This is a genomic window from Arthrobacter sp. B6, assembly GCF_001663775.1.
In the GTDB taxonomy this organism is placed as follows: Bacteria; Actinomycetota; Actinomycetes; order Actinomycetales; family Micrococcaceae; genus Arthrobacter.
On the sequence record NZ_KV467169.1, the window covers coordinates 1 to 24,757 of the forward strand.

22 protein-coding genes are annotated in these 24,757 nt (G+C 65.3%); 10 read left to right on the plus strand and 12 right to left on the minus strand.

Annotation, left to right across the window (positions count from 1 at the left end; all coding sequences use genetic code 11):
• From AU175_RS14650 to tkt, 5 genes are all read right to left on the minus strand, one after another.
• Positions 1-242 (minus strand): glucose-6-phosphate dehydrogenase assembly protein OpcA (locus AU175_RS14650; protein WP_197497152.1); only part of this gene is annotated, 242 nt, incomplete at its 3' end.
• Positions 239-1,810, minus strand: a complete 1,572-nt coding sequence (gene zwf / locus AU175_RS14655; protein WP_066291175.1) for a glucose-6-phosphate dehydrogenase — start codon at positions 1,808-1,810, stop codon at positions 239-241. The genes AU175_RS14650 and zwf, both read right to left, overlap by 4 nt.
• Before the next feature lie 15 nt (positions 1,811-1,825).
• Positions 1,826-3,460, minus strand: coding sequence for a glucose-6-phosphate isomerase (locus AU175_RS14660; RefSeq protein ID WP_066291179.1), 1,635 nt, complete (start codon positions 3,458-3,460; stop codon positions 1,826-1,828).
• 6 nt (positions 3,461-3,466) lie between these two features.
• Entirely contained in the window at positions 3,467-4,582 is a 1,116-nt protein-coding gene (tal, locus tag AU175_RS14665) for a transaldolase (RefSeq protein WP_066291182.1), read from the minus strand.
• Between the two features lie 26 nt (positions 4,583-4,608).
• A complete protein-coding gene (tkt, locus tag AU175_RS14670) occupies positions 4,609-6,726 on the minus strand; it encodes a transketolase (protein WP_066291190.1) in 2,118 nt (705 codons plus the stop codon).
• 521 nt (positions 6,727-7,247) lie between these two features.
• Between tkt and AU175_RS14675 the strand changes: the two genes are divergently transcribed.
• Positions 7,248-8,210 (plus strand): heme o synthase, encoded by a 963-nt coding sequence (locus AU175_RS14675; protein ID WP_066291195.1) that lies wholly within the window; start codon positions 7,248-7,250, stop codon positions 8,208-8,210.
• A 393-nt stretch (positions 8,211-8,603) separates the two neighbouring features.
• Here AU175_RS14675 and AU175_RS14680 read toward each other — a convergent pair whose 3' ends face one another.
• The 3 genes from AU175_RS14680 to AU175_RS14690 are packed head-to-tail and all read right to left on the minus strand — an operon-like array spanning position 8,604 to position 11,291.
• Positions 8,604-9,548: a COX15/CtaA family protein gene (locus AU175_RS14680; protein WP_066291197.1), complete on the minus strand. Its 945-nt coding sequence runs from the start codon at positions 9,546-9,548 to the stop codon at positions 8,604-8,606.
• A 7-nt stretch (positions 9,549-9,555) separates the two neighbouring features.
• Positions 9,556-10,326 carry an ABC transporter permease gene (locus tag AU175_RS14685; RefSeq protein WP_066291199.1) on the minus strand — a complete coding sequence of 257 codons (771 nt, stop codon included), beginning with the start codon at positions 10,324-10,326 and terminating at the stop codon, positions 9,556-9,558.
• Entirely contained in the window at positions 10,323-11,291 is a 969-nt protein-coding gene (locus AU175_RS14690) for an ABC transporter ATP-binding protein (RefSeq protein WP_066291202.1), read from the minus strand. Before AU175_RS14690 ends, AU175_RS14685 begins: the two co-directional genes overlap by 4 nt.
• Before the next feature lie 115 nt (positions 11,292-11,406).
• Here AU175_RS14690 and AU175_RS14695 point away from each other — a divergent pair, with 115 nt between their 5' ends.
• The 6 genes from AU175_RS14695 (at position 11,407) to AU175_RS14720 (ending at position 16,626) form a co-directional block, all read left to right on the plus strand.
• Positions 11,407-12,240, plus strand: a complete 834-nt coding sequence (locus AU175_RS14695; protein WP_066294183.1) for a helix-turn-helix transcriptional regulator — start codon at positions 11,407-11,409, stop codon at positions 12,238-12,240.
• Positions 12,240-13,703 carry a Fe-S cluster assembly protein SufB gene (gene sufB, locus AU175_RS14700; protein ID WP_066291204.1) on the plus strand — a complete coding sequence of 488 codons (1,464 nt, stop codon included), beginning with the start codon at positions 12,240-12,242 and terminating at the stop codon, positions 13,701-13,703. Before AU175_RS14695 ends, sufB begins: the two co-directional genes overlap by 1 nt.
• 2 nt (positions 13,704-13,705) lie before the next feature.
• Positions 13,706-14,992, plus strand: coding sequence for a Fe-S cluster assembly protein SufD (sufD, locus tag AU175_RS14705; protein ID WP_066291212.1), 1,287 nt, complete (start codon positions 13,706-13,708; stop codon positions 14,990-14,992).
• Positions 14,993-15,013: 21 nt separating this feature from the next.
• On the plus strand, positions 15,014-15,373 hold the full coding sequence (locus AU175_RS14710) for a non-heme iron oxygenase ferredoxin subunit (RefSeq protein WP_066291213.1): 360 nt from the start codon (positions 15,014-15,016) through the stop codon (positions 15,371-15,373).
• 122 nt (positions 15,374-15,495) lie between these two features.
• Positions 15,496-16,281: a Fe-S cluster assembly ATPase SufC gene (gene sufC, locus AU175_RS14715; protein WP_066291216.1), complete on the plus strand. Its 786-nt coding sequence runs from the start codon at positions 15,496-15,498 to the stop codon at positions 16,279-16,281.
• A 12-nt stretch (positions 16,282-16,293) separates the two neighbouring features.
• Positions 16,294-16,626, plus strand: a complete 333-nt coding sequence (locus tag AU175_RS14720) for a metal-sulfur cluster assembly factor (RefSeq protein ID WP_066291222.1) — start codon at positions 16,294-16,296, stop codon at positions 16,624-16,626.
• A 184-nt stretch (positions 16,627-16,810) separates the two neighbouring features.
• Here the strand turns inward: AU175_RS14720 and ypfJ are convergent, their stop codons facing one another.
• The gene (ypfJ, locus tag AU175_RS14725; RefSeq protein ID WP_066291224.1) at positions 16,811-17,689 is read right to left on the minus strand and encodes a KPN_02809 family neutral zinc metallopeptidase; all 879 of its coding nucleotides are present in this window, start codon (positions 17,687-17,689) and stop codon (positions 16,811-16,813) included.
• A gap of 59 nt (positions 17,690-17,748) precedes the next feature.
• Here ypfJ and AU175_RS14730 point away from each other — a divergent pair, with 59 nt between their 5' ends.
• Positions 17,749-19,152, plus strand: a complete 1,404-nt coding sequence (locus AU175_RS14730) for a class I adenylate-forming enzyme family protein (RefSeq protein WP_066291225.1) — start codon at positions 17,749-17,751, stop codon at positions 19,150-19,152.
• On the plus strand, positions 19,142-20,368 hold the full coding sequence (locus tag AU175_RS14735) for a thiolase family protein (RefSeq protein WP_231938624.1): 1,227 nt from the start codon (positions 19,142-19,144) through the stop codon (positions 20,366-20,368). The genes AU175_RS14730 and AU175_RS14735 overlap by 11 nt, the downstream gene beginning before the upstream one ends.
• Before the next feature lie 11 nt (positions 20,369-20,379).
• Here AU175_RS14735 and AU175_RS14740 read toward each other — a convergent pair whose 3' ends face one another.
• The 3 genes from AU175_RS14740 to AU175_RS14750 are packed head-to-tail and all read right to left on the minus strand — an operon-like array spanning position 20,380 to position 22,352.
• A complete protein-coding gene (locus tag AU175_RS14740) occupies positions 20,380-21,003 on the minus strand; it encodes an energy-coupling factor transporter transmembrane component T family protein (RefSeq protein ID WP_066291229.1) in 624 nt (207 codons plus the stop codon).
• The gene (locus AU175_RS14745) at positions 21,000-21,716 is read right to left on the minus strand and encodes an energy-coupling factor ABC transporter ATP-binding protein (RefSeq protein ID WP_066291231.1); all 717 of its coding nucleotides are present in this window, start codon (positions 21,714-21,716) and stop codon (positions 21,000-21,002) included. Before AU175_RS14745 ends, AU175_RS14740 begins: the two co-directional genes overlap by 4 nt.
• 6 nt (positions 21,717-21,722) lie before the next feature.
• Entirely contained in the window at positions 21,723-22,352 is a 630-nt protein-coding gene (locus AU175_RS14750; protein ID WP_066291234.1) for a biotin transporter BioY, read from the minus strand.
• Between the two features lie 315 nt (positions 22,353-22,667).
• Between AU175_RS14750 and AU175_RS14755 the strand changes: the two genes are divergently transcribed.
• The gene (locus tag AU175_RS14755) at positions 22,668-24,266 is read left to right on the plus strand and encodes an ABC-F family ATP-binding cassette domain-containing protein (protein WP_066291239.1); all 1,599 of its coding nucleotides are present in this window, start codon (positions 22,668-22,670) and stop codon (positions 24,264-24,266) included.
• Positions 24,267-24,757: the final 491 nt, after the last annotated feature.

Genomic DNA, 24,757 nt, shown 5'->3' on the forward strand with positions numbered 1-24,757 from the left:
CGGATCTGCGCGTCGAGCCGGTCCGGGGCGGTGGTCCCGGCGTCGGCGAGGACGATGATCCGGCAGGGGTGTTCCCGGCTGGCTTCGTTCGCGGCCTCGATCGCTTCTTCCTCGAGCCCGGAGGTGGTCACGACCACCAGGGTCAGGACCCGGCCCAGCGCGATCACCCCGCCCTGTTCGCGCAGGGCCATGATCTTCTTGGAGATCTTCGAGGTGGTGGTGTCCGGCAGGTCTACAATCATGGCCTTCTCCAGGTTCGTCCGTCACGGGCGAGCAGTTCATCCGCGCTGGCGGGGCCCCAGGACCCCGGGGCGTAGGGTTCGGGCTGTTCGTTCAGTTCGGCCCAGTAGTCTTCGAACGGGTCCAGGATCTTCCAGGACAGTTCCACTTCCTCGTGCCGCGGGAACAACGGCGGCTCACCCAGGAGCACGTCCAGGATCAGCCGCTCATACGCCTCCGGGGACGATTCGGTAAAGGAATGCCCGTAACCGAAGTCCATCGTCACATCCCGGACTTCCATCTGCGTGCCCGGGACCTTGGACCCGAACCGGATCGTGGCGCCCTCATCGGGCTGAACCCTGATCACCACCGCGTTCTGCCCGAAATCATCCTCCCCGTGATCACGGAACAACAGGTTCGGCGCGCGTTTGAACACCACCGCGATCTCGGTCACCCGCCGGCCCAACCGCTTACCGGCCCGCAGGTAAAACGGCACCCCGGCCCAGCGCCGGGTATGGATATCCACCCGGATCGCGGCGAACGTCTCGGTCCTGGAATCAGCCGGGATCCCCTCCTCCTCCAGGTAACCCAGGACCTGTTCCCCGCCCTGCCAGCCACCGGCGAACTGCCCCCGCGCCGAATGCGTGGACAGATCCTCCGGCAACTTCACCGCCGCGAGGACCTTTTCCTTCTCCGCCCGCAAATCATCGGCATTAAACGAAATCGGCTCCTCCATCGCTGTCAACGCCAGCAACTGCAACAAATGGTTCTGGATCACATCCCGCGCCGCACCCACACCGTCGTAATACCCCGCCCGGCCACCGGTCCCAATATCCTCAGCCATCGTGATCTGGACATGATCCACATAATTCGCGTTCCACAACGGCTCGAACAACTGGTTCGCGAAACGCAACGCCAAAATGTTCTGCACCGTCTCCTTCCCCAAATAATGATCAATCCGGAACACCGCGTCCGGCGGGAACACCGACTCCACAATGTCATTCAACGCCCGCGCCGAGGCCAGATCATGCCCGAACGGCTTCTCAATCACCACCCGACGCCACTTCTCCCCATCAGCCTGCGCCAACCCATGCTTGGACAACTGCCGGCAAACCTGCTCAAACGCCTTCGGCGGGATCGACAAATAAAACGCGTGATTACCCCGCGTCCCACGAACATCATCAAGTTCCTTGATCGTCTCACCCAGCCGCTCAAACGCCCCGTCATCATCAAACGCGCCCTGAACAAACCGCACACCCTCAGCAAGCTGGTTCCACACCGCCTCATCAAACGGCGTCCGAGCATAAGCCTGCACCGAAGCCTTCACCTCAGCAGCGAAATCCTCATCCGACCAGGCCCGCCGCCCAAACCCCACCAACGCAAAACTCGGCGGCAACAACCCACGATTAGCCAAGTCATACACCGCAGGCATCAACTTCTTACGCGCAAGATCCCCCGTCACCCCAAAGAGCACCAACGACGACGGACCCGCAATCCGACTCAAACGACGGTCACGAGGATCCCGCAACGGATTACGCCCAAACCTTCCGGAACGGGACGCGGACTTCGTGCCGTATTCAGTTTCTGGCATGGTTGCTTCTGTGCCTTAGCTTTCGGTAACGGATGCTGACCGGGCGGACAGCGCGGCGATGATGTCCTGCAGCTGCGCGACGCCGGTGGCCCGGTCCGCCAGGTGCAGACGGAGCACTGGACGGCCGTGCTCACTCAGGACCTGGGCGTCGCCTGCGGCCTGCGCGGCAATCAATTCCCCGAAGGTGAATGGACGGTCCGGGATGGGCAGGTCTTCGGCAGGAGCCGCAGTTACCTGAAGGAAGACTCCGATGGCGGGGCCGCCCTTGTGGAACTGACCTGTGGAGTGCAGGAAGCGCGGACCCCAGCCGAACGTGACCGGACGGCCGCTCACCGCTGCAAGTTCGTCGCGGACGCGCTCGAGCTGCGCAAAGGCGAGCCGGTCGAAGTAAGCCTGAACGCTCAGGTAGCTGTCGGCCTCAAGTGTCCCCAGCAGCGCACGGACGGCTTCCTCAGCCGTGGTAGCGCCGGTGAGCCACTCTCCGCCGCGAACCTCGATGGCGCCGTCAACGAAGGCTGCAGGCGTGGGTTCGGGCTGTGCATCGAGCAGGCCCCGGGCGGCAACCTTGGCGGCCTCCACGTCCGGCTGGTCGAACGGGTTGATGCCCAGCAGTCGTCCGGCCACAGCGGTGGCGAACTCCCACACCATCATCTGCGTGGCCAGGCCACCGGCGATGGCCACTTCGTTTTCACCCAGTTCGACGTCGGCATCCGCGGCTACCAGCCGCACTACCAGGACATCGGCTGCGCCGGAGGTGACCTCCGGCGACGTGGGCCCGGCCACAACCGGCAGCACGCCGGTACCGAGCTTGCCGGTGGACTCGGCAATAAGCTGTTCGGCCCAGTCCGCGAAGCCCACGATGCCGGAGCCGTCTTCTGCGATGATGATCTTGTTCCGCAGCGGGTTGGTTCCGCCGAGGGCCGTGCCGAGCGCCAGGCCGATGTTCTCGGCGGCATCGTCATTCAGGATCTCGGCGGCTTCCTCTGCCTCGTCCAGGAAGGCCTGGATATCCACGCCGGCCAGGCCGGACGGGACAAGGCCGAAGGCGGTGAGGGCCGAGTAGCGGCCTCCCACGTTGGGGTCGGCGTTGAAGACGGCACGGTAGCCGGCCTCGCGGGAAGCCTTGTCCAGCGGGGAACCGGGATCGGTGACGATGATGATCCTGCTCTTGGCATCGAGCCCGGCCTCGTTGAAGGCGTGCTCAAAGATCCTGCGCTGGGAGTCAGTTTCCAGGGTGGAACCGGACTTGGACGAAACCACGATGGCGGTTTCGGCCAGCCGGTCGGCAAGGGCGGCACGGACCTGGTCCGGGTCCGTGCTGTCCAGCACAGTCAGCTCGACGCCAGCGGTGCCGGCGATCACTTCGGGAGCGAGCGAGGACCCGCCCATGCCGCACAGGGCGATCCGGGTGACACCCTCTGCCTTCAGGGCATCGCGGAGTTCCAAAATGTCCGCAACCAGGGACTGGGAGACGGTGGCCGCCTCAACCCAGCCGAGGCGGACAGCCGACTCGGCTTCGGCGTCGGGACCCCACAGCGTGTGGTCCTTGGCGAATATCCGGGTGGCAACGCGTTCCTCGACGAGGGTGGGGAGGTGCTGCTCGAGTGCCTGCTGTGCTGCGCCGGTGGCGTCGTAGCTAAGTGTGCTCATCGTTGGTTAGGAAGCCTTCCGTGCAGAGGCGAGGGCGCCTTCGACGTCGGCCAGCAGTTCCTTCCAGCTGGCCACGAACTTGTCGAGGCCTTCGGATTCGAGGATCGCGACGACGTCGTTGTAGGAGATGCCGAGCGCGTCCAGTGCGTCGAGCGTGGCGCTTGCCTCGGAGTACGTGCCGGAAACGGTGTCGCCGGTGACGACGCCGTGGTCGAACGTGGCGTCGAGGGTCTTCTCCGGCATGGTGTTGACCACGCCGGGGGCGACGAGCTCGGTGACGTACAGGGTATCCGGGTACGCCGGGTCCTTCACGCCGGTGGAGGCCCACAGCGGACGCTGCGGGAGGGCGCCTGCTTCGGCGAGCAGTGCCCAGCGTTCGGTGGAGAAGAGCTCTTCGTAGACCTGGTAGGCCAGGCGGGCGTTGGCGACGCCGGCCTTGCCCTTGAGTGCCTTGGCTTCGTCGGTGCCGATGGCGTCAAGGCGTTTGTCGATTTCGGAGTCCACGCGGGAGACGAAGAACGAGGCGACCGAGTGGATCTTGGAGAGGTCGTGGCCGTTTTCCTTGGCCTGCTCCAGGCCGGACTGGAAGGCGTTGATGACGGCGCGGTAGCGCTCCAGTGAGAAGATCAGGGTCACGTTGACGCTGATACCTTCGGCGAGGGTGGCGGTGATGGCTTCCAGGCCTTCGAGGGTTGCCGGGATCTTGATGAGGACGTTGTCCTTGTTGACCTTCTTGTAAAGGTGCTTGGCTTCGGCGATGGTGCCGGCGGTGTCCCAGGCGAGGCGGGGGTCCACTTCGATGGATACACGGCCGTCAACACCCTTGGTTGCGGCTGCGACCGGTGCGAAGAGGTCGCAGGCGTCGGCGACGTCGGTGGTGGTGATTTCGAAGATGGTGTCCTCGATGCTGGCACCGGCGGCGGCCTGGGCCGCGATGGTGGCGTCGTAGTCCGTGCCGGCGGTGATGGCGGCGTGGAAGATGGACGGGTTGGTGGTGACACCAACAACGTTCTTCTCTTCGATGAGCTTGCGCAGCGTGCCGGTTTCGAGGCGGCTGCGGGAAAGGTCATCCAGCCAGATGGAAACTCCGGCGTCGGAGAGCTGCTGAGTGGGGGTAGTCATGGTGTTTATCTCCTGGAAATCGTTGGTTAGGCCTGGAGGCCTGCGAGGGAGTCCTTGGCAGCGGCGGCAACGGCCTCCGCGGTGATGCCGAACTCCTGGAAAAGCCGCTTGTAGTCAGCGGAGGCGCCGTAGTGCTCGAGGCTGACGGAACGGCCGGCGTCACCGACGAATTCCCTCCAGCCCAGGGCCAGCCCGGCTTCAACGGAAACCCGGGCCTTGACGGCGGCGGGGAGCACGGACTCGCGGTAGGCGGCGTCCTGCTTGTTGAACCACTCCACGCACGGCATGGAGACAACACGGGCGGCGATGCCTTCGGCCTGGAGGGCTTCGCGGGCCTGGACAGCCAGCTGGACCTCGGATCCAGTGCCGATGAGGATGACGTCGGCCGGTACGGTGGCGCCGTCCTTGGACGCTTCGGCCAGGATGTAGCCGCCCTTCGCGACGCCGGCAACGGAACCGAACGTGTCGCCGTCGGCAGCGCCTTCGCCGCGGTCCCAGGTGGGGATGTTCTGGCGGGTCAGCACAATGCCGGCCGGGTTTTCGTGGTTCTCCAGCATGGTTTTCCATGCCGCAGCGACCTCGTTGGCGTCACCGGGGCGGACAACGTCCAGGCCCACGATGGCGCGCAGGGAGGCCAGCTGCTCCACCGGCTGGTGGGTGGGGCCGTCTTCACCCAGGCCGATGGAGTCGTGCGTCCACACGTACAGCGACGGGACACCCATAAGGGCGCCGAGCCGGATGGCCGGCCGCTGGTAGTCGGAGAAGATCAGGAACGTGCCCGAGAATGCACGGGTGTTGCCGTGCAGGCTGATGCCGTTCACGATCGAGGCGGCAGCGTGCTCACGGATACCGAAGTGCAGCACCCGGCCGTAGGGGTTGCCGGACCAGGCGTCGGTCTGCTTGGAGGCAGGCACGAACGACGGGGACCCTTCGATGGTGGTGTTGTTGGACTCGGCGAGGTCGGCTGAGCCGCCCCAGAGTTCCGGCATGACCGGGCCAAGTGCGTTGAGGACCTTGCCGGATGCGGCGCGGGTGGAGACGTCCTTGCCGGCGGGGAAGACGGGCAGCGCCGCGTCCAGGCCCTCGGGCAGTTCGCGGGCTTCGACACGCTGCAGGAGTGCTGAGGCTTCCGGGTTGGCTGCCTGCCAGGCGTTGAAGGACTCTTCCCATTCCTTGCGGGCAGCGGCACCGCGGTCCACCACGGACCGGGCGTGGGCCAGGACTTCCTGGTCGACGTCGAAGGACTTTGCAGGGTCGAAACCCAGGACTTCCTTCAGCGCTGCGACCTCTTCGGCGCCGAGCGCGGAGCCGTGGATCTTGCCAGTGTTCTGCTTCTTGGGTGCCGGGTAGCCGATGATGGTGCGCAGCGAAATGATGGAAGGTTTGGACGTCTCGGCCTTGGCCGCGAGCAGTGCTGAGTAAAGCTCCTGGACGTCTTCGACGTACTCGCCGGTCTTGGTCCAGTCCACGCGCTGGATGTGCCAGCCATAGGCTTCGTAGCGCTTGAGGACATCCTCGGTGAAGGAAATGTCGGTGTCGTCTTCGATGGAAATGTGGTTCTCGTCGTAGATAACAACGAGGTTGCCCAGTTCCTGGTGGCCGGCCAGCGAGGAAGCTTCGGCCGTGACGCCTTCCTGGAGGTCGCCGTCGGACGCAATGACCCAGATGGTGTGGTCGAACGGGCTCTCGCCCGCGGGAGCATCGGCGTCGAACAGGCCGCGTTGGCGGCGCTGGGAGTAGGCGAAGCCGACCGAGGACGCCAGGCCCTGGCCCAGCGGACCGGTGGTGATTTCCACGCCGGCAGTGTGCTTGTACTCGGGGTGGCCAGGGGTCAGGGAGCCCCAGGTGCGCAGCGCCTCAAGGTCTTTCAGTTCCAGGCCGTAGCCGGAGAGGAACAGCTGGATGTACAGCGTGAGGGAGGTGTGACCGGGGGACAGGATGAAGCGGTCGCGGCCGATCCAGTCAGGATTGCGCGGGTCGTGGCGCATTAGCTTCTGAAAGAGAAGGTATGCGGCAGGCGCCAAACTCATGGCCGTGCCCGGGTGACCGTTGCCAACCTTCTCTACGGCATCTGCGGCCAGTACGCGGACGGTGTCCACCGCGCGCTGGTCCAAGCTGGTCCATGACAGTTCTTGCTCTTCCAAATGTGGCACGAAAACCGGGCCCCTCTCTGTGCTGACGGCAGGCAGTACACGGGATCCGCAGGGTGGCACGCTGGGGTGCCCGCTTTGGTGTGTACCAGCCGTTCACCATCGAAACGTTGATCTATCACTCAGCCACATGTCGAAAATGGGAATGCGGTTTCCACCGCTTCTTCTCTGCGTGCTGATCTGGTGACAGCTTAGCTCCATTCCATCCTTTGGGAGGCCGAAATCTCACGTTTTGGACGCAATTTCCGCTTATGTGAATCGTCATTCCGTGAGGTTGAGTTAATCTGCTCGAATCGGCCCGCGAGCGATCACCAGGGCCTATCGGCCGGGCTTCTGTTACAAATGCGCACGGTATGATATTTGGAGGCTGACGCCGGGCGGCCGTGCTCCTCAAGGGGTTCACGGCGGACCAAAGGGTGTTGCCGGGACCTCCTTCTGATGACTATTGGCGGGCTGCCCGTGCAATGGCCGCTACCGACAGCCGCACCACCAGTCAGACTTGCCAAACAGAACGGGTGACCGCCACCGTGAGCACAACCGATACGCCGCTAAACGCTTCCCGCGCCAAAGGGGGAGCCGGACTGGCCCGCAAAGCCAAGGCATATCTTGCGCTCACGAAGCCCCGCGTCATCGAGCTGCTGCTCGTCAGCACTCTGCCCACAATGATCTATGCGGAGCGCGGCTTCCCGTCCATCGGACTGATCCTCGCCACGCTCGTCGGCGGAGCGTTCGCTGCGGGCAGCGCCGGAGCCTTTAACTGCTACATAGACCGCGACATCGACAAACTGATGCACCGGACCGAAAACCGGCCGCTCGTCACGGGCGAGGTAACACCCCGCGAAGCCCTCATCTTCTCGTGGATTTTGGGCGCTGCCGCCATTGCCATCCTGTGGTTCGGCGCCAACCCGCTGGCCGCCTGGCTCGGCCTGGGCGCCATCTTCTTCTACGTGGTCATCTACACCATCATCCTCAAGCGCCGCACGGCCCAGAACATTGTGTGGGGCGGTGCCGCCGGCTGCTTCCCGGTGCTCATCGCCTGGGCGGCAGTGACCAACTCCGTCGAGTGGCCGGCTGTCATTCTGTTTATGGTGATTTTCCTTTGGACGCCGCCGCACTACTGGCCGCTTTCCATGCGCTACGGCGAGGACTACCGCAATGCCAACGTCCCCATGCTCGGCGCTATCGCCGGGGCCAAGGTGGTCTCGGTCCAGGTGGTACTCTACGCGTGGGCCATGGTGGCGTGCTCTCTCCTGATGGTTCCGGCCGGCGGTGCGGGCTGGGTCTACACGGCGACGGCGGTCCTGGCCGGAGCCTGGTTCCTGTACGAATCGCACTCCCTGTACAACCGCGCACAACGCGAGGACATCTCGGACAAGCGCGCCATGAAGGTGTTCCACGGCTCCATCAGCTACCTCACGCTGCTCTTTATTGCCCTGGCGGTGGACCCGTTCGTCGGCCCGGCAGTCATGGGCAGCTGACCTCCTCCCACTTCCTGCACGTTTTCCCGCGATCCTCTCTCACTTCCTGCAGGAAAATTCCAAAGCCTCCCTCACCTCCGGTGGGGGAGGTTTTCGGTTGGTGCAGGACGAGAGGGGTCGTAAGCCGGCGTGCGTCACGCAGTGCACGCTTTTGAGAAGTGAACGACGGCGGCGTCCCGGTTTGACGGGGGAACGGCACGTACGGTGGGCCAAAAGGCTGCCTGGCGTGACGCCGTCGTACGTCCAGCCTGGACATTCCCGCACGTGAGAGAGCGTTTCGAAAAAGGCGACATCAAGTGAGAGAGCGTCCCAAGAGGCGGAGCACGGTCGGTTCATGGGAATCCGGGGTGCGCCGTGGTGTTGTGGCGCCGTGGTGGATCCAGCGCCGGCAGACTACTGAACCGGGCTGGAACGGGCGACGTCGGCGGCGTTGGTTGCGGCGCTCATCAGCAGGGCGGCGCCCAGCATGTGTGCCCCCACCAGCAGCGCAGGGATGCCGTTGTAGTACTGGGTAAAACCAATGATGGCCTGCAGCAGGGTCACCACCAGAAGCAGGAGTACGGCGGTCCGGAAGGGGCCCGGAATCCGGCGCACGAACACCATGGCCAGCGCAAACAGAGTTCCGGCGGTGATCAGGTACGCGGGTACGGCATGGATGTGGGAGAACAGGTCCCAGTCGAGGCCGTTGCGCGGCGCGTTGGCATCCCCGGCGTGCGGGCCCGCCCCCGTGACCACCACCCCGAGCATCACAGCCAGGGCAGAGAAGAGCGCGACGGCGGCGGTCACCGGCCGCAGCACCCCCGGCAAGGCAGGCAGGGTCAGGGCAGCAAAGCGGCCCGTCCGCCCGTAGGCCCGGTTCACCAGCAGCGTGGCAATGACCACCAATGCCATGGACACGAGGAAGTGCAGTCCCACCACCCAGGGGTTGAGGTTCGTGAGAACAGTGATGCCGCCGATGACGGCCTGCGCGGGGATGCTGGCCAGCAAGCCCAGCGCCAGCAGGAAGAGGTCGCGGCGTTCCTTGCGCAGGTTCCACAGGTACACCAGCATCAGGATGGCGACGGCGGCGAGGGCGAATGTCAGGAGCCGGTTACCGAATTCGATAAACCCGTGGATTCCCATTTCCGGGGTGTTGACCAGGGACGTGTCGGTGCAGCGCGGCCAGGTCGGACAACCCAGGCCCGACGACGTCAGCCGGACAGCGCCACCGGTGACAACCAGCAGGGTCTGTCCGATGAGGGACGCCACAGCCAAGCGCCGGACGCGCGCATCAACAGAGCGGGGAAGCCGGGCCGCCAGGCGTCCGGCGAACTGGGGAAGGCGTGAAGCCGTGCTCACGAATATCTCAATTCCACTTGAACCAACGGATGGCTGCTGCTCCGGCAAGAACTGTCCAGACCAGCAGGATGAGGGCGGCACCAGCGTCGATGGTGCCAGACAGGAAGGCCTCGCGGAGGGCCTCCCCGAGTGCGCCCGAAGGCAGGTAGTGAACTATTACCTGAGCGGCGCCGGGCAGCCGTTCAGGGGGAATAACGATGCCGCCCAGTGCGCCGAGCAGGATCCACAGCAGGTTGGTGATGGCCAGCGTGGCCTCCGGACGCACGGTTCCCGCCACCAGCAGCCCAAGGGCGGTAAACGCCGCAGCGCCCAGGACCAGCAGCGCAAGGCCGGGCAGCCACCCGGCCGCCGGCGGGTTCCAGCCGAGGGGCAGTGCCACGGCCGAGACCACGGCAACCTGCAGGGCGAGCACCGCCAGCACGGCAAGAGCCTTGCCCGCAACAAGTCCGGCGCGGCCCAACGGGGTAGTGGAGAGGAAACGCAGCACACCGTACCGGCGGTCGAAGCCGGTGGCGATGCCCTGGCCCGTGAATGCGGTGGACATGGCACAGAGCGCCAGGATCCCTGGAACGGCGACGTTGACGCGGCTCCCGCCCAGTCCGTCCAGGAAGGGGGTCACCGTCAGGCCCACCAGGGCCAGCAGCGGCAGGACCACGGCAAGGATGAGTTGTTCGCCGTTCCGGAGCATGGTGAGCGATTCGTACTTGCCCTGCAGCAGGATCCGCCGCAGAAGGGGCGCAGGCGCCTGGCGTGCAGCGTTGACCGGGGGAACTGTCATCGGATGTCCTTTCCCGAGACATCCAGGAAGACGTCTTCGAGGCTGCGCGCCTCCATGCTCAATGAGCCCGGCATGACTCCGTGGGCTGCCCACCAGGAGGCGAGCGACGCAAGGTCCTCGGGCGTGAGGGGTCCGGTCGCAACATAGCTGCCGGCGCGGGTCTCGCTGACGGCAATGGGCTCCGGAAGCACGCCAGTGAGGTCCAGCCCCGCAGGAGCCTCAAAGAACAGGGTCCGGATGTGCTCGGTGCCCGACTCCACGGCGGGGTCACGCTGGAGCAGCTGCGCCACGGTCCCTTCGGCAACGTTCCGTCCGGCGTCGATGATGTACACGTAGTCGGCCAGCCGCTGCGCGTCGTCCATGAGGTGTGTGGTCAGGATGATGCCCATCCCGGCGTCCCGCAGCTCGGCGATCAGTTCAAAGACGAGTTGCCGCGACTGCGGATCGAGGCCGGCGCTGGGCTCGTCGAGGAAAAGGGCCTCCGGATTGCCGATCAGCGCCGCGGCCAGGGCCAGCCTCTGCTTTTGTCCACCGGAGAGCCGGCGGACAGAAGTCCTGCTGAACGTATCGATTCCCAACCGCTCCACCAGCTCGTCCACCGACCGGGGGCGGGCGTACATCCCGGCGATGTGCCGCAGGAGCGGGATGGGACGGGCCGACGGCGGGAGGCCGCCGTCCTGAAGCATCACACCAACGCGGGCGCGAAGGTCAGCGCCTGCCGACGCAGGGTCCTGGCCCAGCAGGGAGATAGTTCCGCCGCTCCTGGCCTGCAGGCCCTGGGCGCACTCTATGGTGGTGGTTTTACCGGCCCCGTTGGCGCCCAGAAGTGCAGTGACCTGGCCACGTTCGGCGACAAGGGAAACACCGCTCACCACCCGGAGCATTTTTCCGTCCAGGGTGGCCAGCGGACCAACATCCTTAATTAACCCGCTGATGGACAGAACCGGGGATTCGGGGGAACGCACCCCAGCATTCTACGGGATGTAGTACTTGGATCGATGATTCCCGGTCCAAGCGCAGGCCAGCCTCACCTTACTGGAAGGAGGGAGTAAATTACGACATGATTGTGTTGTGTATTCCATGAGTAATGCTACTGCTGTGCCTTTTGCCGGGCACGGGGCGCCAAGCGCCTCCGCTGAACGCGGCCATATCGCCGCCGTTCCGGTGGCTGATACAGACGAGCGTACCCGCGACCGGGTCCTTGGGGCAGTCCTGGAGCACGGTCCGGTCAGCGCGGCCGAACTCGGCGACCTGCTGGGCTTCACCCCCGCCGCCGTACGCCGCCACCTGGACCACCTGTCCCGCAGCGGCGTCATCGAGGTCAAGCGGGTGGCGAAGGCCGGTGCCGGCGCAGGCCGGCCTGCCCGCCGCTATGTCCTCAGTTCCCAGGGACAGTCGTCGCTGGGCAATGATTACCTGGACATCGCCACTTTGGCGCTCAAGCAGCTTAAGGCGGTGGCGGGCGAAGAAGCAGTACGCCAATTCGCCGTCGAGCGCTTTTCCGAGATGGAACGCCGCTACGCCCCGGAGATCGAGCGGGCCGGGTCGGACATCACTGCGCGGGCCCGGGTACTGGCCGAGGCGCTCAGCCGCGACGGTTTTGTGGCTTCGGCCGCTTCCATCGAGGCCAAGGCCCCGTTGCCTGCTGCGCTGTCCAGCGTCCAGCTGTGCCAGGGCCACTGTCCCATCCAGCAGCTCGCCGCCGAGTTCCCCGTCTTTTGCGACGTGGAGACCGAGGTGTTCTCCCGGCTGGTAGGCGTGGATGTACGCCGCCTTTCGACGCTCGCGCGCGGCGGCCACGTTTGCACCACCCACATACCCACAGGCCGGCTGGCTGCTACGGGACCGAACGTCCCGCAGACAGCCCCCGCCAGCCTGGATGAAGTAACCAACCATCAGCAAGAAAGGCCGTGATGACGGACCAACTATCAGAGAAAGCGGTAGCCGAAGACACTGTGATCTCGGAGATTCTTGAAAAGAATCCCGAGCTCCACGGCATCGGCACGTACGAGTACGGCTGGTCCGACAAGAATGACGTCGGCGCCAATGCCCGTCGCGGTATCAGTGACGAAGTCGTCCGCGATATTTCGGACAAAAAGAGCGAACCGCAGTGGATGCTGGACCTTCGCCTGAAGGGCCTGAAGTACTTCGACCGCAAGCCCATGCCCACCTGGGGTGCGGACCTCTCCGGCATCGACTTCGACAACATCAAGTACTTCGTCCGCTCCACCGAGAAGCAGGCTGCCACTTGGGAAGACCTGCCCGAGGACATCCGGAACACCTACGAGAAGCTGGGTATTCCGGAAGCCGAGCGCAGCCGCCTCGTTTCCGGTGTGGCGGCGCAGTACGAGTCCGAGGTGGTCTACCACCAGATCCGCGAGGACCTCGAAGCCCAGGGCGTTATCTTCCTGGACACCGACACCGCCCTGCGCGAGCACCCGGAGATCTTCCAGGAGTACTTCGGCACTGTCATTCCCGTGGGCGACAACAAGTTCGCCTCGCTGAACACGGCCGTCTGGTCCGGCGGATCCTTCGTGTACGTCCCCAAGGGCGTCCACGTGGACATCCCCCTGCAGGCATACTTCCGCATCAACACGGAAAACATGGGCCAGTTCGAGCGGACCCTGATCATCGCCGACGAGGACTCCTACGTCCACTACATCGAAGGCTGCACGGCGCCGATCTACACCTCGGACTCCCTGCACTCCGCCGTGGTGGAAATCATCGTCAAGAAGGGCGCCCGCGTCCGTTACACCACCATCCAGAACTGGTCCACCAACGTGTACAACCTGGTGACCAAGCGTGCCATCTGCGAAGAAGGCGCCACCATGGAATGGGTTGACGGCAACATCGGCTCCAAGGTCACCATGAAGTACCCGGCTGTCTACCTGGTGGGCGAGCACGCCAAGGGCGAGACCCTGTCCATCGCCTTCGCCGGCGCCGGCCAGCACCAGGACACCGGCTCGAAGATGGTGCACATCGCGCCGAACACCAAGAGCTCCATCATCTCCAAGTCAGTCGCCCGCGGCGGCGGCCGTGCTGCCTACCGTGGCCTGGTCCAGGTCCGTGAAGGCGCCAAGCACTCAGCCAACACCGTCCGCTGTGACGCGCTGCTGGTGGACACCATCAGCCGTTCAGACACCTACCCATACATCGACATCCGCGAGGATGACGTGGTGATGGGCCACGAAGCAACTGTTTCCCGGGTCAGCGAAGAGCAGCTCTTCTACCTGATGTCCCGAGGCATGCGCGAAGACGAGGCCATGGCGATGATCGTCCGTGGCTTCATCGAGCCCATCGCCCGCGAACTCCCGATGGAGTACGCACTTGAGCTGAACCGCCTGATTGAACTGCAGATGGAAGGGTCCGTCGGATAACGATGACTGAAATCACTACTGAAAAGGCACGCATCGGCGCGCCCTCAGCCCAGCCGTTTATCGACGGTTTCACCGAAGAGGGCGAAAGCCTGTCTCCGATCAACGCCGCGGCATCCAAGGCCCCGCTGGCCGGGGAAGCCGTCAAAAGCCACTCGCACGGCGGCGGAGTCGGCATTCCGGACAGCTCGCGCGCCGGACGCCTGACGTCCTACACGCTGGCGGACTTCAAACCCCTTACCGGCCTGGAGGAAGACTGGCGGTTCACCCCGCTCAAGCGCCTGCGCGGCCTGCACAGCGAGGTCCTCTCAGGTACGGCACCAACCGTCACTGTCAGCGGCCCGGACCGCGTCACCGTCGAAACCGTCGCCCGCGGCGACAAGCGGATTGGGTCCGCCGGCATCCCGGAGGACCGCGTGTCCGCCAATGCCTGGGAGAACTTCAGCGAAGCCACTGTCATCACCGTCCCGGCTGAGTTCGAAGCTGACACGGAAGTTAACGTCGTCATCACCGGCCAGGACACTGCCGCCGCGGCACAGCACATCGTGATCGTGGCCGAGAAATTCTCCAAGGCAGTTGTGGTCCTGGACCACCAAGGTTCCGCAGTGGTTTCCGAGAACGTCGAAATCGTCGTCGAAGACGGCGCCACGCTGACGGTCATCACGCTCCAGGAATGGAACGACGACGCCGTGCACGCCTCCTCCCAGCAGGCGAAAATCGGCCGCGACGCTAAGTTCAAGCACGTCATGGTCAGCCTCGGCGGAGACCTGGTGCGCGTCACGCCCTCGGCCCGTTTCACCGGCCCGGGTGGCGAAGCGGAGATGTTCGGCCTGTACTTCGCCGACGCCGGCCAGCACCTGGAGCAGCGCCTCTTTGTGGACCACGCCGTTGCCAACTGCAAGTCAAACGTGCTGTACAAGGGCGCGCTGCAGGGCCGCAATGCCCACGCCGTCTGGGTGGGTGACGTCCTGATCCGCAAGGAAGCAGAAGGCACCGACACCTACGAGGCCAACCGCAACCTGCTCCTGACCGATGGCGCACGGGCCGACTCCGTGCCGAACCTTGAAATCGAAACCGGGCTGATCGAGGGAGCCGGCCACGCCAGCGCCACCGGCCGGCTGGACGACGAACACCTGTTCTACCTGATGGCGCGCGGCATCCCCGAGGATGTCGCCCGCCGCCTCGTGGTCCGTGGCTTCCTGCACGAAATCATCCAGCAGATCAAGGTACCGGCTCTCGAAGAGCGCCTCACTGACGCCGTTGAGCGCGAACTCGCGCTGACGGAAAACTGAAGACTGCGCGGTAATACACAGATGACTGACCAGCCAAAGGGCGAGCTTGTCTGCAAGGTGGATGAAATCCAGCTCAAGCAGGCGCTGCGGATCCTGATCGACGACTACCCGGTAGCCATCGTCAAGGACTCCATGGGCGAAATCCATGCCATCGGGGACACCTGCTCGCATGCGGACATCTCGCTGTCGGAGGGCGAAGTGGAAGGGTGCATGATCGAATGCTGGGGCCACGGCTCCCAGTTCGACCTGCGCAGCGGTGAACCGCTCCAGCTGCCCGCCTACGATCCCGTCCCGGTGTTCGCCGTCGAGATCCTTGGCGATGAGGTCTACGTGGACTTCGCCAATGTCCTCAACGGAGCGGAAGCCCCGAACTTCAGCTAGCAGCATCAGCGTCCGCCGGGAACACTGCCGGAACAACCACGGACACACAGCAACAGAACCAAAACTTCCAGACAAAGACCGCACCGCCGCCGGAGGGCGCGGTGCAAAGGAGAACAAGACCTATGTCTACTCTTGAGATCAAGGACCTGCACGTCAGCATTGACACGGAGCAGGGCACCAAGGAGATCCTGAAGGGCGTCAGCCTGACCATCAAGACCGGCCAGACCCACGCCATCATGGGCCCCAACGGTTCCGGCAAGTCCACCCTGGCATCCACCATCGCCGGGCACCCGCGCTACAACGTCACCGGCGGCTCCATCACGCTGGACGGCGAAGATGTCCTCGCCATGAGCGTGGACGAGCGTGCCCGCGCCGGAGTATTCCTGGCCATGCAGTACCCCGTGGAGGTCCCGGGTGTCTCCATGACCAACTTCCTGCGGACCGCCAAGACCGCCATCGACGGCGAAGCACCCAAGCTGCGCACCTGGACCAAGGAAGTCAAGGACGCCATGCAGAAGCTGCGCATCGACGCCGACTTCGCCCAGCGCAACGTCAACGAAGGCTTCTCCGGCGGCGAGAAGAAGCGCGTGGAGATCCTTCAGCTGGAACTCTTCAAGCCGAAGTTCGCCATCCTGGACGAGACCGACTCGGGCCTGGACGTCGACGCCCTGAAGGTTGTCTCCGAAGGCGTCAACCGGGCCCACGCCGAAGGCAACATGGGAACGCTGCTCATCACGCACTACACCCGCATCCTGCGCTACATCAAGCCTGACTTCGTCCACGTGTTCGTTGACGGCCAGGTTGTTGAAGAGGGCGGCCCGGAGCTGGCCGACCGCCTCGAAGAAGAAGGCTACGACCGTTACGCCACCGGCGCCGGTGCAGCCACCATCGCCGCTGCACAGGCCTAGTAAGGACCAGCCATGACCGAAACCAATATGGCCCGCACGGGCCTTGAGGATGTCGAAGAGGCACTCAAGGACGTCATCGACCCGGAGCTTGGCGTAAACATCGTTGACCTCGGGCTGCTGTACGGCCTGAAGTACTCCGACGACGACGGTGCGCTGCTGATCGACATGACCCTCACCACGGCCGCCTGCCCGCTCACCGATGTCATCGAGGAGCAGGTGGGCAAGGCACTGGACGGCGTTGTTGATGACTGGCGCCTGAACTGGGTTTGGATGCCGCCATGGGGTCCGGAGCGGATCACGGACGACGGCAAGGACCAGATGCGGGCCCTCGGCTTCAACATCTAAACTTCAGACGAGTACGACGACGGCGGGTCACCTTCCATGAGAAGGGGACCCGCCGTCGTCGTACTCCCATCGATTGATCCGTCAGCGCCCCTTTGAGCCGTCAAAACGGCCCAGGGCCCACACCGGCAGGGTTCCCTGGCCGAACTTGTGAGGCCAGGGGGCCGGTGGGGATCATTCGATTGGGTTAGAGGGCGGGGGTGGAGAAGGTGTCGCACTGGTTGATGTCCCCGGTCTCGTAGCCGGTGTAGAACCACTTTTGCCGCTGCTCGCTGGAACCGTGCGTCCAGGCTTCGGGCGAAACCTCACCCGTGGCGGCTTCCTGGATCCGGTCATCGCCCACCGCCGCTGCCGCCGACAGGGCGTCGTTCAGGTCCTGCTGCGTGATCGGTTCCAGGAAGGGCTGGCCGTCGGGGCCCGGCTGCGTGGAAGCGTGCCTTACCCAAAGGCCGGCGTAACAGTCAGCCTGGAGTTCCACGCGGACAGCGCCTGACTCGGGCCCCTGCGGATCCTGCTGGGCACGGTCAAGGTAACCCAGCACGTTCTGGATGTGGTGGCCGAATTCGTGTGCCACCACGTACTCCTGCGCCAGGGGACCGCCGGAGGAACCGAAGCGGTCCACAAGATCCTGGAAGAAGCCGGGATCGAAGTAGGCGGTGGTGTCGGCCGGGCAGTAGAACGGGCCCACTGCACTGGAGGCCGTGCCGCAGCCGGTGCTGACGGCGTCGTCGAAGATGACCGTCTCCGGCTGCGGATACTGCACGCCGTAGTCCGTCAGGTATGCCGGCCAGAACGCGTTGAGGCTGTTCACCGTGCCGGTGATGCGGCAGTCCAGGCGTGCATCGGCGTCGGCTCCCGTCTCGCAGGCCGGCGCGGTGCCCTGGCCTTGCGGCTCCTGCCCGGCGCCGGTGATGCCTTCAAGCAGTTGGGGGTTGACGCCCAGCAGGGCGGCAATAAGCAGGATGAGCCCTCCGCCGATCCCGCCGCCAATAAGTCCCCCGCGTCCCCTGACGCGCCGATCCTGTACCTGGGAGGGGTCCAGCTGGACGTTGTCATTGAAGCTCATAGAGTCACAATAGACCCCCGCCCGTTGGCGGGAAGCGGTGTCCCGGTAAAGTTGGACCGATGCCTTTTCTCGACAGAATCCAGCAGTGGGCCGACGAACGGCCCCAGGACGCCGCCGTCGTTGTGGCCGGCCGGCGCCTGACCTGGGCTGAACTCCGCGATGCCGCCACTGCAGAAGTGCCTGGCTCCAAGGCCGTCACTGTCCTGGCGGAAGCAAATTCCGTTGACTTTGCTGTCCGCCTTGCCGCGGCGGTCGCCGGGGAGCGGCAATGCGCTGTCCTGGACCCGGCGTGGCCCGGGCAGCTGCAAGAGGAAATCCGCCACCGGCTGGACGCTTCCGTCCAACCCGGCGACGTTGCCCCGGACGACGACCTGGCCGACGGGCCGCCCGAAACCACGTTCCTGATCGGTTTGACCTCCGGCACCACCTCAGTGCCCAAAGCCTTTACCCGGTCCAGGCAGTCCTGGCGGAAATCCTTCGACGCATCCATTGAATTCTTTGGCCTCCGGCAGGATGACGTGACGCTTGCCCCCGGGCCGCTGGCAGCAAGCCTGAACCTGTATGCCTTGGCAGAGTGCCTCTACTCAGGCTCGGAGTTCCAGACGCTGGAGAGTTTCGACGTCGGTGACGTCCACACAGCCATCACGCACGACGGCGTGACGCGCCTGGTCCTGGTGCCCACCATGCTGCGGCTTCTCAGTGAGCGCGGCCTCACCGGCTGCGTGGACGCGGCAGGGGTGCGGACCATCATCTGCGCCGGTTCAAAACTCGATGCGCGCACCCTTGAAGCAGCACGCCGCTGGGCCCCCAACGCCACGATTTTCGAGTACTACGGCGCCTCCGAACTGAGTTTCGTCTCGGGCGCCGGCCTTCCCGCCGGGGAGCTCGACGCCGGCGGGACCGGAATCGGGCACGCGTTTCCGGGGGTGGAGGTCCGGATCCTGGACGATGACGGATCCCGGCTGCCGGACGGCGAGCCGGGAAATATCTGCGTGCGCAGCGGACTGGTGAGCAACGGCTACCTCTGGGGCGATGACGGCCAGGCCCTGCGGTGCTTCGACGGCTGGTTCACGGTGGGGGACCAGGGCTACCTGGCCGGGGAGGAGCTCCACATCCTGGGCCGGCGGGCTGACATGATCCTCACGTCCGGCAAGAACGTCTACCCGCATGAAGTGGAACTGGCGCTGGCATCCGTTCCCGGCGTTGCGGCGGCCGTGGCGGCCGGGATGCCCGACGACCTCCGGGGCCAGCGCGTCGTCGCCGGTGTGCTCCCGGCCCACGGCGGCATCTCTGCCACGCAGCTCAAGGCAGGCCTCGAAAATATCCTGGCGCGCGACAAGCGGCCCCTCCAGTATTTCGCCCTGACAGAACTGCCCACGACCGACCGCGGCAAGATAAGCCGGAACATGCTCCTTGACTGGATCAGTACGCGCGACCAAAGGATCCGCCACCTTGGGCAGTGAGACCGCGGGCCCCGGGGCCGTGACAACGGGACTGCTGCCCGCCGATCGGCAGCCAGTGATCATCGCCGCCCGGCGGACGCCTGTCTGCCGCTCCAACGGGGCGCTGAAGGACCTGCGGGCGCACCAATTGCTGGCCCCGGTCCTGAAACAGCTTCTCGAAGCATCCGGGGTGTCCCCGGAAGATGTGGCTGATGTGGTCATCGGGAACGCGGTCGGCGGAGGCGGCAACGTGGCCCGGCTTGCCCTGCTGGAGGCCGGCCTTCCGGTTGGCGTGCCCGGCCTGACGGTGGACCGCCAATGCGGTTCCGGCCTGGACGCCATCGTCCTCGCAGCCAGGCTCGTGGCCGCCGGCGGGAACCTTGTCTATCTCGCCGGGGGAGTGGAGAGCATCAGCACTGCACCGTTGCGGGCCCACAGGAACGGCGACGGCGGACCGGACTTTTTCTCCCGCGCCCAGTTTGTGCCGCTGAGCTTCGGCGACCCGGACATGGGGGTGGCAGCAGAGAATGTAGCCGCCCGTTTCGCCGTCGGGCGGGACCGGCAGGATGCCTTTGCCTTGGCCAGCCATCAGCGCGCCGTGGCAGCTGTCAGGGCTGGCCGTTTCGATGGCGAGATCACGCCATTGGAGACACCTGCGGGGACGGTCAGCAAGGATGATGGCCCGCGTCCCGGACTCAATGCCGCAGTCCTGAAACGTTTCCCGCCGGCCTTTGTCGAAGGGGGGACGGTCACCGCAGGAAACTCATGCTTCGACGCCGATGCCGCCTCCGCCGTCGTGATCACTTCCCTGCAGCGCGCCCGAGAACTGGAGGCCGAGGACGGCCTCCTGGTCGTGGCGACGGACACTGCCGGTGTGGACCCCGAACTGCTGGGGATCGGCGCAGCCATGGCCGGCGGAAGGCTGCTGGCCACCCTGGGCCTCACATCGGCCAGGGTGGGGATCGTGGAATTCAACGAGGCCTTCGCCGCCCAGGCCCTGGCGTGCCTGGATCATCTGGGCATTGAACCCGGCCGGGCCAATGCCGACGGCGGTGCCCTGGCGTTGGGCCATGCCTACGGGGCGTCCGGGGCCGTGCTGGTGGCACGGCTGCTGGCCCAGGCCCGTGCCTCGGGCGAAGAGGGCCAGCTGGCGCTGGCGCTGATCAGCATCGCCGGCGGGATGGGCACCGCTGCGCTGCTGCGGTACGAAAAGATAACTGGCGGAATCAGCCGGTAGCGTGCGCGCAGTCAGTCATCAGCGTCGCCGAGTCCGCGGGCAGCCAGGGCCTCCCCGGTCTGGCGCGCAAAGGCCACGGTGGTGATAAAGACGGGCAGCACCAGCGCGCGCGGGTTCCGGTCCAGCCCCCGCGCCCGTGCGGAGTCACGGACGTCGGCGAACGCGCCGGCAATGTAGGGGATGCTCCGCAGCATCACGGCGATGGTCAGCGCGAAGCGTTCAGGGTCGGCGCCGAAACGCCGGAACGGTGAGGCCAGTGACACCACGCCGTCCAGCAGCCGCTGCATGGGCGTGGTCGCCGTCAGCAAGGATGCCGCCACCACGCACACCAGGATGTTCAGGACGATCCGGGCCGCGGTGGGTCCGCCGAGCTGCCACCACTGGAACAGCCCGATCACGGGCAGGACGAGCAGCAAGGGACGGATGGCACCGAGTAGCCGGCGCGGGCCTGCCCCGGTAAGCAGGTACAGCCCGGACATCACGGCAAGGACACCGGCGGACACAAGCCAGTCCACTATGAGGAATGACGCGAGACCGCAGCCAAAAACCAGCAGGAACTTCAATGCCAGCGGGCAGCGGTGGATGACAGAATTCCCCGGGACGTAGTTCGCCAGCAGGAATCCGTGCCCCCTCACGGCGCGGCCAGGCCTTCGGCACACAGCGTGCGGTAGCGGTCCACGGCCTGGGCGGGCGGGCCGTCGAACACCACGCGGCCCGCCTCAACCACCAGGACGCGGTCCATGTCCAGGGCCAACTCAAGGTCGTGGGTGGACATCAGGATTTGCTGTTCCAGCGCACCCAGCGTGCGGCGCAGGAGTTCGCGGTTACGCAGGTCCAGCAGCGTGGATGGTTCATCGAGCACCAGCACCGAGGGGTTCACGGCAAGGACAGCGGCCAGCGCCATCAGCTGGCGTTCGCCGCCCGAGAGCTCATAGATGCTCTGGTCCGCAAGGCCCAGCAGCCCGAACCGCTCCAGGGCTGCCTCCGCCAGGCGCCGCCGCTCCGTTCCATTCCGAATGGAGCGGCGGAGCGAAAGTTCAACATCTTCCCGCCCGGTCGGCATGACCAGCTGGGACAGGGGATCAGTGAAGACGAAGCCGACGTTCCGCCTGACTGCCCGGACGGCGTGGACGGTATCGTCGCCATCCACGGCAACCGTGCCGGAGCTGGGCTGGACCAGGCCGTTGACCAGGCGCAGCAGCGTCGACTTGCCGGACCCGTTGGCACCGATCACGCCGATGCGCCGTTCGGTCAACTCCAGCGTGACACCGTGGAGCAGAGTTTTGGGCTCCGGATGGCTGTCAACGGCAACAGCCACGGAAGCCTGCCGAAAGGAAATAGTTGGCATGGCTGGCTAGCGTTTGATCCGGTTCACGCGGCGGACCAGGACGTCGGGAAATGCGCGGTGCAGGGCCACAGCAACCGCGGCGGCGAGGACATTCTTGATCACATCTCCGGGGTAGAAGACCAGGTCGGCCATGAACGCCTGGCCCAGTCCGGTCTTGGTGTTGATCACGATGCCTGCGATCCCCAGCGAGTGCACCACCAGGATGCTGGTCACCGTGGCAGCCAGGAAGAACCACAGAGCCCGGGCGCGCGTGGTGCGCCGGATGACCACCGTGGCGAGCCAGCCGACGAGTGCCGCGGCAACGGGGAAGGCGATGATGTAGCCGGCTGACGGTCCGGCCAGGATGCCGAGGCCGCTGCGTCCCTGGCTGAAGATCGGCAGGCCGGCCAGGCCCAGCAGGGTGTACAGGCCCACGGCGGCGAAACCGCGTGCGGGGCCGAGCATCAGGCCGGTGAGCATCACCGCGAGGGTCTGGAAAGTGATGGGGATGCCGAAAACGTTCGCCGCGATGCCGGGAACCAGCGCGGAGCCTGCGACGAGCGCGGCGAAAACGGCGATCAGGCCAAGGTCGGTGGCGTTCCAGCGGCTGCGGGCGGGGGACGCGGCGCCGTTGACGGCAGTGTCTGTCTGGCTCATGGAAGTCCTGTCGGGGTTATACAAACGAAGCATGGGGGTGTTCCTGACGTTACCGTCCGCCGTCGGGAACTATTTTGTAGGGGATCCACTAAACGGACCGCGCACTTGTGACGGCAGGCCACAAAGGGATCCCCCTGACCCCGGCAAGGACTGCCGTCCGGAACCCGGAACGGGCGGGCAACCAACGCGGTTATGGTCTGAGGCTGTGGCCGGTAGACTTGTATAGGCCGTTCTCCGGCCTCTCTGCCCGGTTCCTTCCAGACTTCATCCGTTGTTGGGCTGTGGCGTTCCCTGTTGTGAAAGGCCTTACCTGCTGTGATTACCGTCCAGGATCTTGAACTGCGCGCCGGCGCCCGGCTCCTTATGGACCAGGTGAGCTTCCGCATCGACAGGGGCGACAAGATCGGCCTGGTGGGCCGGAACGGTGCAGGCAAGACCACCCTGACGCGTGTCCTCGCCGGCGAGGGCCTGCCGGCCGCGGGCAAGGTGACCCGCACCGGCGAGATCGGCTACCTGCCCCAGGACCCCCGCACGCCGGACATGGAGCAGCTTGCCCGCGACCGTATCCTGTCCGTCCGCGGCCTGGACATCGCCGTCGGCAAGCTCCGGGTGGCCCATGAAGAGATGGCCAGCGAAGACGCCAATATCCAGCGAAAGGCCATGAACCGCTATGACCGGCTGGAATCCGAATTCCTGGCGGCTGGCGGCTATGCGGCAGAGGCCGAGGCGGCTGCGATCTGCTCCAACCTTGCCCTGCCGGACCGCCTGCTGAACCAGCCCCTCAGGACACTCTCCGGTGGCCAGCGGCGCCGTGTGGAACTAGCGCGCATCCTGTACTCGGACGCCGAAACCATGCTTCTCGATGAGCCCACCAACCACCTCGACGCCGATTCCATCGCCTGGCTGCGTGACTTCCTCAAGAACCACCAGGGCGGCCTGATCGTGATCAGCCACGACACGGAACTGCTCGAAGCCACTGTCAACAAGGTGTTCCTGCTGGACGCCAACCGCGCCCAGATCGATTTCTACAACATGGACTGGAAGCGCTACCTCACGCAGCGCGAAACAGACGAACGCGCCCGCAAGCGCGAACGCGCCAACGCTGAAAAGAAGGCCCAGGTCCTGTTCGACCAGGCCAACAAGATGCGGGCGAAGGCCACCAAGGCCGTGGCGGCGCAGAACATGGCCAAGCGCGCCGAGCGCCTGCTCAGCGGACTGGAAGCCGTGCGCGAAAACGACCGCGTGGCTGCCCTCCGTTTCCCTGACCCTTCGCCCTGCGGCAGGACGCCGCTTACCGCCGAGGGCCTCAGCAAGTCCTACGGTTCGCTGGAGATCTTCACGGACGTCGACCTGGCAATCGACCGCGGCTCCAAGGTGGTCATCCTGGGGCTGAACGGCGCCGGCAAGACCACCCTGCTGCGAATGCTCGCCGGAGTGGACAAGCCCGATACCGGCGACGTCATTGCCGGACACGGCCTGAAGGTGGGCTACTACGCCCAGGAACACGAAACGCTCGACGTCGACCGCACCGTCCTCGAGAACATGCGCTCCTCCGCTCCCGACATGAAGGACGCGGAAGTCCGCGGCATCCTCGGCTCGTTCCTGTTCTCGGGCGACGACGTCGACAAGCCTGCCGGTGTGCTCTCCGGCGGTGAGAAGACCCGCCTGGCCCTGGCCACCATCGTGGCTTCCAGTGCCAACGTGCTCCTCCTTGACGAGCCCACCAACAACCTGGATCCTGCCAGCCGCGCCGAAATCCTCGGGGCATTGCGGAATTACTCCGGCGCCGTTGTCCTGGTGAGCCACGACGAAGGGGCAGTCGAGGCGCTGAATCCTGAGCGCGTTGTCCTGCTGCCTGATGGTATTGAGGACCACTGGAACGAAGACTACCTGGACCTGATTACGCTGGCTTAGGCTCGGTCCCACCTAGGGCACCCGTAGTCGCCTTCCGCTCAGCACCGTGCTCGATTTGCCGCGTGCTCGCTCGTGCCTCGCTTAGACGCACGCTACACAAATCAACCACGTCGCTTCGCTCGTGGGCAGGTCACCGATCAGCCCGGTTCAGTTGCCAGCAGACAGTCAGTTCGCCGCACGTCCGGACCCTGTCCAGCAACCTTCGGACCGTTTCTGTATCTAACGAGCGGACGCCGTCTTCTTTCCTGGCCGGTGGGGTGCAGGACGAAGTGGGGGGGTGGCTCGGCGGATCTTTCCTTTTCCCAACCCGCCGCGGACAGAAGCCGAGCTGGCTCAGTTCGCCAGTCCCGCCGTCGTGCTTTCACCTCCGGTGCCCTAGGCACCAGCGCAGCAGCGTGGGTGATTTATGTAGCGTGCGTCAGAGGCGAGGGGCCACGCCGTCCGGGTTCCCTGGCCGAGCTTGCGAGCTAGGGAGACGGTGGGGAGGACGA